This is a genomic window from Actinoallomurus acanthiterrae (genome assembly GCF_054775715.1).
This window is the reverse complement of record NZ_BAAHCO010000001.1, coordinates 6521482-6537623: the sequence shown is the minus strand read 5'-3', so window position 1 is coordinate 6537623 and position 16142 is coordinate 6521482. Positions and strand designations below refer to the sequence as shown.

The following is a 16142-nucleotide window of genomic DNA, read 5'->3' as shown; positions in this document are numbered from 1 at the left end:
CCTTAGTTCGCTGTGCGTGACGCCAAGGAGGTGCGCGGTGACGGATCCGCCGACCGGGCTGCCTTTCGCCGCGACCGCAGCCGTCGCCGGAGGTGAATCGTGACTCGCTGGAGAAGAGCCCCCGGCCGCGGGCCGGGACAGGGCGGGCAGGACGCCTCGGCCTCGACCGGGCCGGGGGACCGCGGCGCCGCCCGCGCGAAGAGCCGGGCAGCGGTGGTGGTCGACGAGTACGACGGTCTGATCCTGCTGCGCTCCTCTCCGAACGCGACACCGCGCCGCGAGGACGTCGCCGAACTCGCCCGCGCCCTCGCCGGCGTGGACGAGTGCTTCACCCTCGTCGTCGGCGCGGACGACGTGGGCGGCGAGCTCTGGGCCCGGCTCGGCACCGTGCTCGACTCCCTGCGCGCGAAGGGGGTCACCGCGGTTCGGCTCGTGCTGTCGGGCGCGGGTGCCCGGCGCGCCGGCCGCCCCGCCCTCGCGCAGCGGATCGCCGACGCCTGGGGGATCGAGGTGATCGCTCCGGACGCGGGCGTCCTGATCCTGCCGGGCGGATCCCTGTTCGCCCTCGGCGCCGACGTGCCCGGCCACGGCTGGCGGTCGTTCACGCCGGGTGCGGAGCCGAGGCTTCTCGGGCCGCGCAGCCCGGTGCCGGCCTGGCAGTCGGCGCTGGCGCGGCTGCCCGGCCGTACCGCCGGTGGATACATCGTGGAGCAGGTTCCCGCCGGCGTCCTCGTACGGTCGGCGCGGGAGCCGAGAGACTGGGCGGCGAACCTCTGCTACTCGGTCCCGGTGGACGGTGAGCGCCTCACCGTCCTCGTCGGCGCCCCCCGGCTCAGCGGCGACGCGGAGCTCCGGGCCGAGGAACTCGCCTCCCTGCTGGCGGCCCTGCCCGCGACGACCCGTTCATCGGTCCGTCTCGCCCCGTGCGGTCCCATCGACCTGCTGTCCGTCGTCCAGGACACCGCCGAGATCCTGGGCGCCGAGCTGGAGACGTGGACCGGCCTCCCACTGGTCGTCGGCTCCGAGACCGAGCCCGTCGTCCGGCCGGTCCTGATCGGCGCCGACGCCGAACCGACCTGGGCGCCGTTCGTCGAGACCGTCGCCTGCCGGCCGTACGGCGCCGACGGCACGGACGGTCCCGCCGCGCCCCGGCTGCTCCGCTGGCGCTCACCCCTGTCCGGAGGCGTCCAGACGGACGATGGCGTCATCCGCCTGTCGGATCGCTGGCAGGTCGCCGTGACGATGTCCGGGCTGACTGTGGGGCCCCACGACGGGCCGCCCGCCCTCGCCGGACGGCCCGTGACACCGGAACAATTGGCCATCGAGGTGAACCTCCGCGGCGCGCCGGCCGACGACGCGCTCTTCGCCGGTCTGTCCAGCGTCCTCTCCGACCTGGACGCCGATGTCCGTGAGTTCGTCGCCCTGCACCGGGTCGCGCAGCCGGAGGGGCCGGACGACGATGGGTTCCGCCTGCTCCGGCTGGCCATCGAGCACAACGTGTCGCTCGTGGAGCCGAAACCGGTCGAGGCTGCGCCCGCTCCCGCGTCGCCCACCGTACGGACCGTCGCGACGCCGCGTGCCGCCCGGCCTCAGGCGGAGTGGGCCGGCGAGTCTCCCGCCTCACCACCGGTGGCGGGAACGGGTGCTTCCGCCCGTGCGACCGACCACTCGGAACCCGCGCGAGCGACCTTCGCCGGTCCGGTGGCCGACGCTTCCACACCTCCCGCGCGACCGAACCTCCCCGATCGCATGGCCGCTCCGCGATCCGCGCAGGCCGGCCCGCCGAGCCCGTCCGTGCCTGGGCGTGCAGGTTCCACGGCCCCCGTACCCGCGAATCCCCCCGGAGACATGACGGAAGGCTCCGCCCCAGCCCAGGAGCCGTCGCGCGCGCCGGAACCGGCGGCCCCCGAAGCCCCTGGCGCGCCCCCAGAACCGCCACCCGCCCAGGAGCCCCCGGACGCCCCCGAGGTCGCGGCTCCTCCAGAGTCATCGCAGCTCCCGGCCCCTCCGGAGCAGCACCCAACGGCGACCCCGACCCCTCTGGAGCCTCCCGAGCCTCCGTCCGTCCCCGAGTCCCTGGTCGCTCCGGGGCCTCCGACCACGCCGCGGGCTCCGGCCGCCACGGAGTCTCCGGTCGCGCCGGAGAGCCGGGCCACCCCTCCATCCCCGGCCGTCGAGCACCAGGCCCGTCCGGCTCCCGTCACCGGGGGAGCGCGGCCCGGACCTGCCGTGAAACCCCTCCGCCGCAGCACCGAGGCGGAACGAGCGGAGTTCCGCTCTCTCGTACAACCGATCTGGGAGCGGCACAGCGCCGCGGTGAACCGAGCGTTGACGCGGATGCCCGGCGCTGCGCGGCGGGCAGGTGGACGCGGCACGGATCGATCTCGTCGCGGTGCACGTCCACCTGTCGGGTGGGTTCGGCGAGCCGTACGGCGGTGAGCCGGGCGGACCCGGGTTCCCCGACTCCTACCTCGCCTGCCTCGCCTCCGGTCTGAGCCGTCTGCCGTCGTACCGGGGGGTGGCGGTTCGCGGCGGACTGTCCGCCGACGCCGGTCTGGCGCGGTTCGTGCCGGGAACCGTCCTGCGCGGATCCGGGCCGGTCAGCGCGCTGCCGATCGGCGGTGCCGCGGGTCCGTCCGCCGTGGGCGGATACGTCATCTGGTCCTCGACCGGCCGGCGGGTGCGCCCGCTGCTCGGCTCCGGATCCGGTGCCGGCGCCGACGAGGTCGTGTTCTCCCCGGGCACCACCTTCCGCGTGCTCGGCGTACGGTCCGACGGCCAGGCCCGGATCGTCCTCGTGAGCGAGGTCGTCGGCGGGGGATCGAAGACGGACGACCGGCCCGGCGTGCTCGGCGCCGCCGATCAGGCCGTTCTGGAGAAGCTCGACGAAGCGCTGGGCCGGCATTCGCCCGCGGCCGAGGGAGCGTCTCCGGCCGGCTGGCCCGTCCGCTGCGCCGAGCCGCTGGGTGGAGTCATGTGATGGAGGCCGCCTCCGGAAACGGCGAACAACCGGCCCCATCCGTGACTCTAATTGACGAACATGTAAGGAGAAAACATCGTGTCCTCCCAGTCGGAATCCGGCGAACCAACGAAGTCGCTCGGCGTCCGCCGGCCGGTTAAGTTGCCGGAAGCGGACATAGCTGCGGCAGCGGACCTGGCACCGGCCTCCGGTCCGACGTCGGTGGACGAGCCGGCGCGGCCTCCGACTCCGCAGCCGCGGAGGAACAGGCCCCCGCGTCCGCTTCTCCTCCAGCGGAGGAGCAGACCCCGGCCGCCGAATCCGAGGCCGACCAGCCCGCCTCCGCCGGAGGGGAGACCGCCGGCGCCGGTGAGGCGGCCGCGCCGGAGGAAGAGGGCTCCGGCGGTGTTCAGGAATCGCCGGCGTCACCGGACGAGGCCACGAAGCCGGCGGCCGACGACAAGGCCCCCGAGGACGGCGACAAGAAGGGCGACAAGGCCGCCACGAAGGAGAAGCGCACCGCGTGGCTGCGGAACATCGCGGTGGCCCCGGCGTCCCCGGACGGCGCCGCGGCGGCCGGCGACGAGATGCCGCCGGACCGGCCGCGCAAACCCGTACTCGCCGCCGTGGCGATCGGCGGAGTCGTCCTGCTGGCGATCCCGATCCTGCTCGTCGGGACCGGGTCCCACGGCGGCAAAAAGCAGCGCACCACCGCCGCGGCGGACCGGGTGATGACCGGCGGCGGGCAGGGCGCGGCAGGCGCGTACGCCTCCGCCTCGCCGACCGCCACCGCGTCACCGTCACCGTCGGCGTCCGCGTCCCCGAAGAAGGGCACGAAGGCCGGCACGGCCGGGTCCAAGGACACCGCCGGGAAGCACGGGACCAGGGCGGGCAAGGTCGGCGTGACGAGCGGCGGGGGACGCTTCCCAACCGGGCCGAACTTCTCCACGACTACGCGCGTCCTGCTCCACAACACGATGACCGGCCTGTGCGCCGACGTCCCCGGTTACGGCAATGGCAGCGTCGAGGGCCCGATCAACCAATTCACCTGCACCCGGTCGGACGATGACAACCAACTCTGGGATCTCGTCGTCAATATGAAGGGCCGCGGACCGCATGGGGCCGACCTGTTCACCATCCGCAACAGCAAGGACAACTACTGTTTCGACGTGCCCGGTGCGGGGGCCGCGCCCGCCCGTACTCCCTTGTCGGAGAACCTCTGCTATCCCGGGCTGAGCGACAACCAGATGTGGTACCTCGACAAGAGGAGCAGCGGCCACTTCTGGATCCGCAACTACGTCAGTCACGGGTTGTGTCTGGACGTATCGGGCTACTACGGGTCCGGGGGGAAGGACGCACGGCTCACCCTTTTCCCGTGTGATCCCAAGGACGATCACATCTGGTCCTTCGGCTGATCGACCGGCGGGCTCGCCGATCCCGACAAGCCATGCCCCGAGCAGGCGAACGCGGCTGTGGAAGGCAAACGATTGAGCGACCACCTCAGGTTCATGCTGTTGGGCCCGCTGGAGGCCTGGTCGGGTGACACCCGGCTCGACCTGGGCCCGCCTAAACGCCGTGTCCTCCTCGCCCGGCTGCTGATCGCGGACAGCCGTCCGGTGTCAGCGGACCGCTTGGGCGAGGACCTGTGGGAGGGGAACCCGCCCGCGGGCGCCCTGTCCTCCATTCACTCGCACATCAGCCGGCTGCGCGCCGTGCTGGAGCCGGATCGTACGCGGCGGGGAGGGCAGACCGTCCTGCTCAGCGGGCCGGCGGGGTACACGCTCAACGCGCCGCCCAACAGCCGGGACTCGGCCCGGTTCGAGGAGGCGGTCAACCACGCGCGCGGGCTGTTGACCCGCGGACGACTCACCGAGGCCCGCCGGGAGGTGCAGCGCGGCCTGACCCTGTGGCGCGGCACCGCCCTGGCCGACGCCGCCAGCTACGCCTTCGCCGAGCGGGAGATCGCCCGGCTGGAGGAGATCCGGCTGGCGGCCGGTGAACTGCACGCCACCGTTCTCCTCCACGAGGGCCGTCCCGATGAGGCAACCTTCATCGCCGAGGAACTCACCACGCGGTCTCCGCTGCGCGAGGCCGCCTGGGCGCTGCTGCTGCGAGCCCTGTACCTGGCGGGCCCGCGGAGGCGCTGTCGCGTTTCGAGAGGATCCGTACGCTGCTCGCCGACGAGCTGGGCACCGTGCCGGGACCCGAGCTCAGCGACGTTCACGTGGCGGTGCTTCGCCAGGACCTGGCAGCCCTGGCTCCCCGCCGCTCGCACGCGGCACCCGTCCCGCTGGTGGGGCGCCCGGCGGGCGCGGCCTCGGCCATCGTCGGCCGGACCGCCGAACTGACCCGGTTCGACGAGATCCTGAGCGACGCGGGCCAGGGCCGTACCCGCTGGGTGGTGCTGTCCGGGGAAGGGGGCATCGGCAAGACGCGGCTGGCCGAGGAGTTCGCGGCCCGTGCGACGGACGCCGGGTTCAAGAACGTGTGGGTCCGGTGCGGCATCGACATCGGTTCGGAGGCGGACGGCGGGGACGGCGGGGACGGGGGAGACCCCATGGGCCGGCTGGTCTCGATGGCGTACCCGGACATCCGCCTGGACGTCGGATCCGAGGCGGTCGTCGGCGAGCTGACGGAGCGGCTGACCCAGCAGCCCACCATCTGCCTCATCGAGGATCTGCACCGGGCCGGCCCGCGTTTCCGGCGCCGGCTCGGCAGCTACGCCGCAGTGCTGCGGGATGTGCCGCTCATCGTCGTCTGCACGACGCAGGACACCGACGACGCGGGCCTGCGCGAGCTCCTGGCCCTGCTCGTCCGGCAGACCCGCGCCACCCTCCTGCCGTTGGACCCGCTCACCGTCGCGGACATCCACGAGCTGATGCGACATCGGTCCAGCCCGTTCAACCCGGGCGCACCGGGCAGCGAGCTCCATCAGCGAGAGGCGGCCGCGCTGCATCGGCGCGGCGAGGGGAACCCCTTCCTCATCACCGAGATCCTCGAGTTGCCCAGTGAGGAACGGACGGGACCAGGGGCGCGCCTTCCCGCGTCCGTCAGCAGGGTGCTGCGCGCGCGAATGGACCTGCTGGACGACCGCGTGCTCACGATGCTGCAGGCCGTCGCGGTGACGGGCGGAGAGCTCGATCCCGAGCTCCTCCTCCGGATCCGGACGATCAGCCGTGAAGAGCTGCTGTCCCTCATCGACGCGGCCGTCACCACTCGGGTGCTGAACTGGGAGGACGGCACCGGCCCCGGCCGCCCAGGGCGGTACCTCATGCCCGATCTCGTCCGCGAGCTGGTGCTGAAGGACCTCACCCCGGCACGCCGTCAGTTGCTGCACGCGGCCGCGGCCCGTGCGCTGGCCGAGCTGCCGCACCGCCATCCCGTGCACATCGCCCGCCACCTCATGGCCGCCGGTCCGCTCGTCGCCCGTGAGGAGCTGGTCGACGCGGCGTTCGCGGCCGGCAACCGTTGCGCCGAGGACGACCAGCACGCCGAGGCGGCACTCTGGTTCGACCACGCCGCCGCGCTGGCGGACGATTCCGGCGTACGGGCGGAGGCCCGGCACGCGGCGGACACGGCTCGCCGGCAGCTCGATCAGCTCGAGCAATGGATCGGTCATCCGTGCGACCCCGCCGATCTCCCCGGCGACCCGGCGTGGCCGACGGATCCCGAACCCCGTGCCGGCTGACGTCGCTCATAGGCCGGTTGCGTCGTCAGGACCGCCGCAACCGAAGGGTCCTTTTGGCGGCGGCTACGGCGTTCGGCGACACCCGGCGAGGAGGCGGGCGACCATGTGTTGCGCGTCGGTCCGGTCGTAGCCGCCGCCGAGGATGCACAGATTCCCGACGGCGCGCATCAGCGTGTACGCGGCGACGTCGGGGTCGAGCTCGCCGGCGGCGATGCCGGCGTTGATCAGCGTCGCGCATGCCGGCACCAGTTTGTCGAGCATGAGCGTGTGCAGGTTCTGCAGGCTGGGGTCCTCGGACCGCAACGCGGCGCCGAGGCCGTGCTTGGTGACCAGGAACTCCACGAACGCGTCGATCCACCGCGTCAGCGCCGCGGCGGGGGAGATGGGTTCGCGCAGGAGCTTGGGCGCCAGCGCGGCGCACTCGTCGACCTGGTGCCGGTATACGGCGGTGACCAGGTCCGCCCGGGTCGGGAAATGCCGGTAGACGGTGCCGAGGCCGACTCCGGCACGTCCGGCGATGTCGCGGATGGGTGCCTGTACTCCCTGGTCCACGAACACGGCCGCCGCCGCTGACAGCAGGGCCTCACGGGTGCGCTGCGCTCCCGCTTGGCGCGCCCCGGACGGTTCGGGCACAACGTCCTCCCTTGCTCGCGGAACAATGTTCCGCTAAGTTTGCGGAACCATGTTCCGTCAAATTATGGCAGAACGGTCAACCCCAGAAGGCAAGGTCACCATGCCCACCGACCAGCTCGGCCGACAGATCATCGCGGTCAAACCCATCACCGTTCCCTCCACCGACCGCGGCATCGAGCTGCAGGTGAAGGTCACCGCCCCGGCGTCGGGTGAGAACCTGCCGGTCATCGTGTTCTCCCACGGCAACGCGTGGTCGCTGGACGGGTACGAGCCCCTTGCCGACCGGTGGGCCGCGGCCGGGTTCGTCGTCGTGCAGCCGACCCACCTGGACTCCCGCCGCAACGGCATCGGGTTCGACGACCCGAGGTTCGGCACCATCTGGCGCGCACGCATCGCCGACCTCCACGCGATCCTCGACGACCTCGACGGCGTCCTCGCCCAGGCCGGCGGCCTGGACGTCCGGGTCGAACACGGCCGTACCGCCGCTGTCGGTCACTCCTGGGGTGCCCAGACCGTCGGCACCCTCCTCGGCGCCCGTGTCTTCGACGCCGACGGTGTGCCAGGAGAGGACTTCTCCCACCCCGCGGTCAAGGCGGGTGCGCTCATCGCGGCGCCCGGAACCGGCGACACCCTCACCCCGTTCGCGGCCGAGCACCTGCCGTTCATGAAGCCGGACTACTCCACCATGACCACCCCGGCACTGGTCATCGCCGGTGGCAAGGACCAGTCGGCGATGTCCACCCGCGGACCGGACTGGTTCACCGACGCCTACCACCTCAGCCCGACCCCCAAGAGCCTGCTCACCATCACCGAGGGCGAGCACACTCTCGGCGGCGTCGCCGGCGAGAAAGTCGCCGAGACCACCGACGAAGACCCGGCCCGCGTCGCCCTCGTCGCAGACGCGATCTCCGCCTACCTCCTCGACGCCTTCAAGCTCGACGGCACCGCCTGGACGGCCCTCCACGACGACGCCACCGCCGGTAACGGCGTCTGGAGCATCGACCACAAGTAAGCCCATGCGCGGCTGGGCCCAGAGCGGCACCTGCTCGAGCCCGGCCGCGACCGCCGCGCACATCACCGCCCGCACCGAGCGGATGCGCGCGCGGGGAACATCAGGAGAAATTGACGCCGTTCATGGCGGGCTGAAGCGTGCCCAGGACCAGGGAACCGCAGATCGAAGGCTCGTCGCCGCCGGCGTAGCGGGCGGGAATCCAGGAGCTGTGCCAGGTGACGCCGATGCCGGAGCTAGGGCCGCAGCCACGGCCGGTCTGCCACTTCATCCCGGCGTACGCCGAACTGCCGGCGCGCAGGGGGATGTTCATGCCCCGGCCCGGGAAGTTGGTTCGGGTGGCGGGGAACGGCGTGTATTTGTTCGGTCCACCGGTACCGATCGGCGCCCAGCCGGCGGAGAGGACACAGCTGTGCTTCGAGCGGTTCGTGAGGATCAGCGTCGCCAGGACCTTGGCCGACGAGCCGGGACTCTGCACCTGGATCACCGCATGCAGTTTGGAGGCCATGCAGTCCGGCTTGTTCCCCTGGCGGACCGGTGCCTTGGCACCACCCGTGCTCGTGGAGCCGGCGGATGGCGCCCCCTCCGCCGGTGAAGCCGACGACGAGGCCGTGCTCCCGCCGGTGTTGCAGCCGGCCAGCGCGAGCGCGATCACGCCACCGCCGACGGCCAGAGTAGCGGCGCCACGCACGTGCTTGAGCTCCATTGTCGAACCTCTCGGATCGGATGCTGACTTGTCAGAGTAGACGGGTGTCAAGGTATTGAGGTCCGACCAAAACCACAATTATGTGTCGCCACTACTGCGATGTCGGCTTTCTGGCATCCCCGGCGTCGCAGGTAGCGGCCCACCGATCAACAGGTGAATCAGCCGAGATACTTGAGCGCCGCCGCCACGGGCAGCAGGCCGACCTCGCTCGACGCCTTGACCAGGACGACGTCGGACGGCCGTACCAGGTCCGAAAGGAGCTCGATCGCGGCGTCCGCGTCCGGCACCGACCGTACGGACACGCCCGCGCCGCCGGCGGCCTCGGCCAGCGCCTCCGGGCCGTCGCCGGATCCCACGACGACCATGGTGGCGATGCCCAGTTCGCCGGCCAGCGCGCCGATGGTCGTGTGGTGGTGGACGGTGCCGTCCGCCTGGCCGGTCATCTCGCCCAGCACCGCCACCGTACGGCGGCCGGTGCCCATCGTGGCCAGTGTGCGGAGGGCGCCGGCCATCGAGACCGGGTTGGCGTTGTACGCGTCGTCGACGACCGTGACGCCGTCCGGGCGCTCGACGGTCTCGAAGCGGCTGGAGGAGCGGGGCACGGCGGCGCTGAGCGCCTCGGCGATCCGGTCGGTCGTGACGCCGAGGACGCCGGCCACGGTCGCGGCGGCCAGCGCGTTGACGACCTGGTGCTCGCCGGGCAGCCGCAGCCGTACCGGTGCCGTCCCCGCCGGAGTGTGCAGGGTGAACGACGCATGGCCCGAGACGTCGACCGTCACCTCGTCCGCCCGTACGGTCACGTCCGCGGCGGTGCCGTAGAACATCACCTGGGCAGGTGTCTTCGATGCCATGGCGGCGACACGCTCGTCATCCGCGTTGAGGAGCGCGAACCCGCCCTTCCCCACAGGGGGCAGGGCCCGCACCAGTTCGGACTTCGCCTTCGCGACGCCGTCGAGGTCACCGAACGAGAGCACATGCGCGGGCCCCACGTTGAGCACCAAGCCGAACTGCGGTTGTCCCACCCGCGCGAGATGGGTGATGTCGCCCGCGTTCATGGCCCCCATCTCCAGGACGAGGTACCGGGTCTGCCGGTCGGCCCGGAGGATGGTCAGCGGGAGCCCGATCTCGTTGTTGTACGAGCCGGCGGTGGCGACGGTCGGCCCCTCGCGCTCGAGGATCTGGGCGAGCAGGTCCTTGGTCGTGGTCTTGCCGACCGAACCGGTGAGGCCGATGACGAGGGGCTCCAGCCGGCTGCGCACGAACACGGCCAGCTCGGTCAGCGCGGCGACCACGTCGTCCACCACGACGCACGGCCCGTCGACGGCCCGGGAGCCCAGCACCGCGCTCGCGCCGGCGGCGTACACCGCGTCGGCGTAGTCGTGCCCGTCGCTGCGCGCTCCCACGATGGCGGTGAACAGCGCGCCGGCGGTCACCTCGCGGGAGTCGATGACCACCGGTCCGGTGATGGTGGGCCCGGGACCGGCGGTCCCGTGCACGGTGCCACCCACGGCCCGCGCGATCTCTTCCAGGGTGAGCGGAATCATCGGGCGGCCTCCACGGACTTGGCGCGCCTGCGCTCGTGGCGAGCGAAGGCCAGGTCGATGAGGTGGGTGAGGATCTCCTCGTACGGCACACCGGTCGCGGCCCAGCCTCGCGTGAACACCGAGTCGGCGGTGAACCCGGGCATGGTGTTGATCTCCAGAACGTAGAGCCTGCCGGCCGCGTCGTCGTAGAGGAAGTCGACCCGCGCCAGGCCATGGCCGCCGACGGCCCGGAACGCCTGGGTCGACATCTCGCGCACCCGCGCGGTGACGTCGGCCGGCAGGTCCGCGGGCGAGGTGATCACGTCGGCCATGCTGAGGTACTTGACGGCGTAGTCGGCGAAGCCGCCGCTGAGCTTCGCCTCGGACGGCAGCGAGGCCCTGACCTCGTCGGCGTCTCCGATCACACCGCAGAGCAGCTCCCTGGCGTTGATGCCCTTCTCCACCAGGACGACGTCGTCGTACCGGAACGCCTCCTCGACGGCGCGGGTGAGCCCTTCCGGCCCGGTGACCCGGGAGATGCCGATGGAGGAGCCCATGTTGGCCGGCTTGACGAACCGGGGCCAGCCGAGGTCACCGGCCAGCGTCGGCGGGTCGTGGTGGGTCCGCCACCGCCGTTCGGTGAACCAGGCGAAGGGCGCGGTCGGGAGGCCCTCGGCGGTGAACGCGCGTCTCATCGCCACCTTGTCCATGCCGACCGCGGAGGCGAGCACCCCGCACCCGGCGTACGGCACGTCGAGGGTCTCCAGGAAACCCTGGAGCACTCCGTCCTCACCGTACGGCCCGTGCATGACGGGAAAGACGACGTCGAGCCGCTCGATGACGACGTCCGAGGCGTCGGAGGAGACCAGACGGCCGCCACGCCGGAGTTCGACCTCGGTGCCCTCGGCGGTCAGCCGGTCCTCGATCGCCGGCCCGCCGTGTCTCCTGGCCGCCGCCTCCTCGACCACCTGGGGCGGGAGCAGCATCCAGCGGCCGTCCCGGCCGACCCCGATGACGACCGGGCGGTACCGGTCGTCCCGGAGTCCGCGCACGACCGACAGCGCCGACGCGCCGGACACCTCATGTTCGGCGGACGGCCCGCCGAACACCACACCGACGCTGATCCTCTCGTCACTCAACCGTTGTCCCCCCTTGGATCCGGTCTTTACCAATGAACGCTAGGGGGAGTGGCGCTACCGGGGACACCGGGCATTTCGGCTGCGCCAACCGGGCAATCCGCCACATGACACCGGGTAGTTTTCGCCAGCGGACGATACGGGCTGCAAGCCGCCGCAGGCTGGCCTCATGCACTCCATCATCCGGGATGCGGCGACGGACGTCGCCGAGGGCACGCACGCACGCATCGACCTGGCCGCGATCTCCGCCAACACCGGCGTGGTGGCCTCTGCCGCGGGAGGCACGCCGGTGATGGCGGTCGTGAAGGCGAACGCCTACGGCCACGGCCTGGTCCCGGCGGCCCGCGCCGCACTCGCGGGCGGGGCGAGCCGGCTCGGCGTGGCACAGCTCGACGAGGCGCTCGCCCTGCGCCGGGCGGACGTCAGCGCGCCGATCCTCGCATGGCTACCCTGGCGCTGGACCGACTACGACGCCGCGGTCCTGGCCGACATCGAACTCGGCGTCGACACGCCGTTGCGGCTCGCTCTCATCGCCGAGGCCGCCGACCGCAACCGCCGTACGGCCCGGGTGCACCTGGAGATCGATACCGGGCTGTCGCGCGGCGGTGCCCTCCGCGACGACTGGCCGCAGCTGGTGGAGGCGGCGTGCCGGGCGCAGGCGGCCGGTCAGGTCACGGTGACCGGGATCTTCTCTCATCTCGCCTGCTCGTACATTCCCCGGGAGCCGTCCATCGCCGCGCAGCTCGCCGCGTTCGAGGAGGCCATCGGGTACGCGGCGGGGGCGGGTGTGGAGCCGGAGCTGCGGCACATCGCCAGCTCCGCGGCGGCGTTCACCCTGCCCGAAAGCCGTTACGACCTGGTTCGCACCGGGATAGCGCTGTACGGTCTCAGCCAGGTCGAGACCCCGCTCACTCTCGAACTGCGACCGGCGATGAGCCTGCGCTCGACCGTCGTGATGGTCAAGCGCGTCCCGGCCGGCACCGGCGTCATGTACGGGCTGGACTACCGGGTCCGGACCGACAGCACGCTGGTCCTGGTGCCGTTCGGCTACGCCGGCGGACTGCCCCGGGCGGCTGCCGCGGCTGGGGTCGAGCTGCTGGTCGGCGGCCGGCGCCACCGCATCGCCGGGGTGCTCGGACTGGAGCAGAGCGTTCTGGACGTCGGCCAGGACTACCCCCGCCTCGGCGAGGAGGTGGTGCTGTGGGGCCCGGGTGACGACGGCGAGCTCACCGTCGCCGAAGTGGCCCGGCGACTCGACATGGTGCCGTTGGACATCCTCGCCAACGTCCCCGCGACGCTTCCCCGGGTCTACGAGTCCTGAGCCCGGCGACGCTCGGCGGTCAGGACCGTTCCGCGACCGGGGACCCGGCGGCGCACAGGGCGAGGACCTCGCCGGCGGTCGATGACGGCTTGCGGGGCGACGACGTGCGTCATGCGGACTCCTGGATCGGGAGAGGGCGGGGGCCTGGGCGGGCTCAGCAGGACAGCGCGGCGGCCAGCTGGGGCCGTCCCGTGATGCTGAGCTTGCGGTAGGCGCTGGTGAGGTACTGCTCGACGGTGCGTTGCGTGAGCACCATCTCGTCGGCGATCTGCCGGTTCGTCGCGCCGGTCGCGGCGCGCTCCGCGGTGGCGCGCTCCTGCGCGGTGAGCGCGTTCACGCCGCCGACCCGGCCGAGGTCCGGCCTGCCGCTGGCGCGTTTGATGTGCCGGGCCGCCCGGAGCCACACGGGCCGGGCGTTGATCGCACGGGCCCGCGCGTACCCGTCCTGCAGGTGGTCCAGCGCCTGGCCGGCCTCGCCGGACTCCAGCCGCACCACTCCCAGGTCCACCAGCGCGACCGCGCGGTGGAACTCCGCCGCCACCCCGTCGAGCACCGCGACGGCCTCCTGTGCCGCGTCCGCGTCCAGGCTGACCACGCCGGCCGTCGCGAGGGCGGTGCTGAGCGCGCGGGGCGCGCCCCAGCGCCGAGCGAGGTCCACCTCATCGGCGGCCAGGGCCTTCGCGGCGGCGGTGTCGCCGAGGGCGAGGTGGCATCGCGAGGCCCGCGAGCGCCAGGGCAGCCCGCCGGGACCCTCGATGCCGAGCGTTGCGAGCACGCGCCCGGTCTCCAGGAAGCCCTCCAGCGCCTCCTTGCGCTGGTTGCGTGCCTCGCACAGGGACGCGCGGGCGAAGGCGAACGCGGCGGCCGGCCAGGCCGGGCCCGCCGGCGCGGCCGAAGCGTGGTCCCGTAGCAGTTCGTCGGCGGCGTCCAGGTCACCGAGGTCGGCCAGCACGTGCAGCAGGCGCGCGGCCGTGGGCATGTCCGCCACGGAGGGGTTTCGCAGTGCCGCGGCCAGCTCCGTACGCGCGGCGTTCAGGTCGCCGCGGCCGTGGGCGACGCGCCCGCGGAGGTAGGCGGAGATCGCGGCGTCACCTGCCGCGCCCCGGCGATGCGCGAAGGGAAAGTGGTCGCCGGTCCCGATCAGGTCGGTGGCGAGGTCGTACTCCTCGGCGTCGATGAGCGTGCTGACGGCGGGCCACCCCAGCCGGAGTTCCCATGCCTTGTGGCGGTCTGTCGCCGACAGGGCCGGTTGCGCGCGGCGTACGCACTCGGCCCGGTTCCGCCCGCGCCGGGTGTCGGACCACGCGTCGACCACACCGGCCAGGACGTTCAGGCGGGGCTCGGCGGCGACGAGCCCATGCAGCCGGGCCCGCCGCCGGTCGAAGATCTCACCGGCGTCGGCGGAGGACGCGTACGCCATGAAGACGCCGAACTCCGCCTCGGCGGCGAGGCCGGCGCTCTCCGGCGGCAGCAGGTCGCACGCCTCGTCGACGATCTTCAGGGCCGGTCCGAGCGGACGCCCGGCCGCGGCGTCCACGTACGCCAGGTCGACCCCGATCCGGACGCGCAGCGACGGCTCGGTGGCCATGGAGAGGGCCTGGCGGAGGGTGCGCTCGGCGTCGGCGACGCCCGCGCCGATCTCGGCGGCACCGATGCCGGCCATCAGCTCCGCCCGCGCCGAGACCGGCATCGGCTCGGCCAGCGCCCGGCGGAGGTACCGCAGGGCCGGCTCCGGGCCCCGGTCCAGGGCGGCGTCGGCGGCGTCGAGGAGCGTGTCGAGCGCCTGACCCTCGCCGGACATCTTGGCGGCCATCAGGTGCGCCGCGGCGCGTTCGGGTCCGGCGTGGCGGTCCCGCACCAGGCGCGCGGCGTGCAGGTGGTACGAGGTACGGAGTGCGGCGGAGATGCCGGCGTCCACCACCGCGCGCGTCAGCGAGTGAACGTAGCGCAGCGGCGAGCTGTCGGACAGGATGTCCAGCCTGATGAGCTGGTCGGCCGCCCTGGCGGCATCGTTCAGGCGCAGCCCGGCCAGCTCGGCGACCAGCACGAGTTGGCTGTCGTCGCCGAGCACCGCGATCGCCTGCGCGACGGCCAGCGCCTCGGGCCCGCCCCGCTTGATCCACGGCAGCACGCGCTGGGCCACCGCGGCGACGCCGACGCTCTCGATCGAGGCCAGCGACTCCTCCACCGGCGGCACGGAACGGGCGGCCAGCGCGGGCAGCAGCTCGGCCAGCAGCGCGGCGTTGCCGCCGGTGGCCCGGTGGCAGCCCTCGACGAAGGCGTCGTCGGGCCGGGCGCCCAGGGCGTCGCCGATCCACCGGCGCAGATGCGCCTGGTCGAGGCGGGGCAGCGTCCGCCGTTCGCAGAACGCGGTCAGCTCGTCGACCAGGAACCTCCGTTCGCCGATCTCGCCCAGGGAGCCGGCCAGCACGATGGCGAACGGCCGGTCCGCGCTCCGGTGCGCGAGGTAGGCGAGCCAGCGGAGCGACAGAGCGTCACACCACTGCAGGTCGTCCAGCGCGACCAGCACCGGAGTGCGCGTGGCCGCGTCGAGCAGGTGGGCCGACACCCGCTCGAAGACGTCGAAGGGCGAGCTGTCCTCCGGCGCCGGCCCGAGCGCGGTGGCCGGCCGCCCGTCCGGCAGGGGTGGGAGCCCGGTCAGGACCTGCCACAGAACGCCGAAGTCGTTGGCCGTCTCCAGGATCGAGCCGCGGCCCGTGAGCACGGTCCACCCGCGCCGCCGGCCGTCCGCGCGTACCCGGGCCAGCAGGGCGCTCTTGCCCGTGCCCGCCGCGCCCTCCAGCGAGACCAGCCGGGCCGCGCCGCCGGCCACGGCGTCCAGCGCGGACACGAGCGCGGCCGTCTCGGGCTGCCGGCCGTACAGCCGCCGGGCGGACCGGGCCGCCGGCCCGTACGGCGAACGCGGTGGCGTCGCGCCTGACGACGCGTCACTCGCCTTCGCGACCCGCGGTTTACCCCTCATCGCCGTCACCACCCCGCATGTTCGACCATCGGTCTCCATCAGGGGATGAGACCCTTACCTATATACAGACGTGGCGCAACCGCCAATTAGTTCGGAACCGTTAGTACCGGAGCCCGACCGGTTGGGCGTTGGACGCGCCGAGATCGGCCAGGTCTTGCCTCGTGAAGTCCACCCCGGCAACCCG

General features: G+C 72.9%; 11 protein-coding genes and 1 pseudogene. 7 read left to right on the top strand and 5 right to left on the bottom strand.

Annotated elements, in window-relative coordinates; all coding sequences use genetic code 11:
- The first annotated feature begins 99 nt into the window (after nt 1-99).
- From ACYVF7_RS30995 to ACYVF7_RS30975, 5 genes and pseudogenes are all read left to right on the top strand, one after another.
- On the top strand, nt 100-2439 hold the full coding sequence (locus ACYVF7_RS30995) for a hypothetical protein (protein ID WP_460347708.1): 2340 nt from the start codon (nt 100-102) through the stop codon (nt 2437-2439).
- The gene (locus ACYVF7_RS30990; RefSeq protein WP_460347706.1) at nt 2363-2980 is read left to right on the top strand and encodes a hypothetical protein; all 618 of its coding nucleotides are present in this window, start codon (nt 2363-2365) and stop codon (nt 2978-2980) included. Before ACYVF7_RS30995 ends, ACYVF7_RS30990 begins: the two co-directional genes overlap by 77 nt.
- A 521-nt stretch (nt 2981-3501) precedes the next feature.
- Nucleotides 3502-4374: an RICIN domain-containing protein gene (locus ACYVF7_RS30985; protein WP_460347704.1), complete on the top strand. Its 873-nt coding sequence runs from the start codon at nt 3502-3504 to the stop codon at nt 4372-4374.
- Between the two features lie 93 nt (nt 4375-4467).
- Nucleotides 4468-5135, top strand: a pseudogene (locus ACYVF7_RS30980) (AfsR/SARP family transcriptional regulator); the annotation flags it as partial.
- 48 nt (nt 5136-5183) lie between these two features.
- Nucleotides 5184-6647, top strand: coding sequence for an AAA family ATPase (locus tag ACYVF7_RS30975; protein ID WP_460358182.1), 1464 nt, complete (start codon nt 5184-5186; stop codon nt 6645-6647).
- A 63-nt stretch (nt 6648-6710) separates the two neighbouring features.
- On the opposite strand, the gene ACYVF7_RS30970 is transcribed toward ACYVF7_RS30975, so the two are convergent.
- Nucleotides 6711-7280, bottom strand: coding sequence for a TetR/AcrR family transcriptional regulator (locus ACYVF7_RS30970; RefSeq protein WP_460347702.1), 570 nt, complete (start codon nt 7278-7280; stop codon nt 6711-6713).
- Nucleotides 7281-7344: 64 nt separating this feature from the next.
- On the opposite strand from ACYVF7_RS30970, the gene ACYVF7_RS30965 reads away from it, so the two are divergent.
- Complete coding sequence (locus ACYVF7_RS30965; RefSeq protein WP_460347700.1) at nt 7345-8292, top strand: alpha/beta hydrolase family protein; 948 nt, start codon at nt 7345-7347, stop codon at nt 8290-8292.
- 100 nt (nt 8293-8392) lie between these two features.
- Here ACYVF7_RS30965 and ACYVF7_RS30960 read toward each other — a convergent pair whose 3' ends face one another.
- The 3 genes from ACYVF7_RS30960 to ACYVF7_RS30950 all read right to left on the bottom strand — a co-directional run bounded on the left by ACYVF7_RS30960 (nt 8393) and on the right by ACYVF7_RS30950 (nt 11657).
- Nucleotides 8393-8995 (bottom strand): hypothetical protein, encoded by a 603-nt coding sequence (locus ACYVF7_RS30960; protein ID WP_460347698.1) that lies wholly within the window; start codon nt 8993-8995, stop codon nt 8393-8395.
- 158 nt (nt 8996-9153) lie between these two features.
- The gene (locus tag ACYVF7_RS30955) at nt 9154-10539 is read right to left on the bottom strand and encodes a UDP-N-acetylmuramoyl-tripeptide--D-alanyl-D-alanine ligase (RefSeq protein WP_460347696.1); all 1386 of its coding nucleotides are present in this window, start codon (nt 10537-10539) and stop codon (nt 9154-9156) included.
- Nucleotides 10536-11657, bottom strand: coding sequence for a D-alanine--D-alanine ligase family protein (locus tag ACYVF7_RS30950; protein WP_460347694.1), 1122 nt, complete (start codon nt 11655-11657; stop codon nt 10536-10538). The genes ACYVF7_RS30955 and ACYVF7_RS30950 overlap by 4 nt, the downstream gene beginning before the upstream one ends.
- A 166-nt stretch (nt 11658-11823) precedes the next feature.
- Between ACYVF7_RS30950 and alr the strand changes: the two genes are divergently transcribed.
- Nucleotides 11824-12975: an alanine racemase gene (alr, locus tag ACYVF7_RS30945; RefSeq protein WP_460347692.1), complete on the top strand. Its 1152-nt coding sequence runs from the start codon at nt 11824-11826 to the stop codon at nt 12973-12975.
- Between the two features lie 154 nt (nt 12976-13129).
- On the opposite strand, the gene ACYVF7_RS30940 is transcribed toward alr, so the two are convergent.
- Nucleotides 13130-15958 carry an AAA family ATPase gene (locus tag ACYVF7_RS30940; RefSeq protein WP_460347690.1) on the bottom strand — a complete coding sequence of 943 codons (2829 nt, stop codon included), beginning with the start codon at nt 15956-15958 and terminating at the stop codon, nt 13130-13132.
- Nucleotides 15959-16142 lie beyond the last annotated feature (184 nt).

Excerpts from the sequence above, each read along its gene's own strand:
- ACYVF7_RS30965 (WP_460347700.1), top strand. The coding sequence starts at position 7,345 with ATGGCAGAACGGTCAACCCCAGAAGGCAAGGTCACCATGCCCACCGAC.
- ACYVF7_RS30960 (WP_460347698.1), bottom strand. The coding sequence starts at position 8,995 with ATGGAGCTCAAGCACGTGCGTGGCGCCGCTACTCTGGCCGTCGGCGGT.
- ACYVF7_RS30955 (WP_460347696.1), bottom strand. The coding sequence starts at position 10,539 with ATGATTCCGCTCACCCTGGAAGAGATCGCGCGGGCCGTGGGTGGCACC.
- alr (WP_460347692.1), top strand. The coding sequence starts at position 11,824 with ATGCACTCCATCATCCGGGATGCGGCGACGGACGTCGCCGAGGGCACG.
- ACYVF7_RS30940 (WP_460347690.1), bottom strand. The coding sequence starts at position 15,958 with ATGAGGGGTAAACCGCGGGTCGCGAAGGCGAGTGACGCGTCGTCAGGC.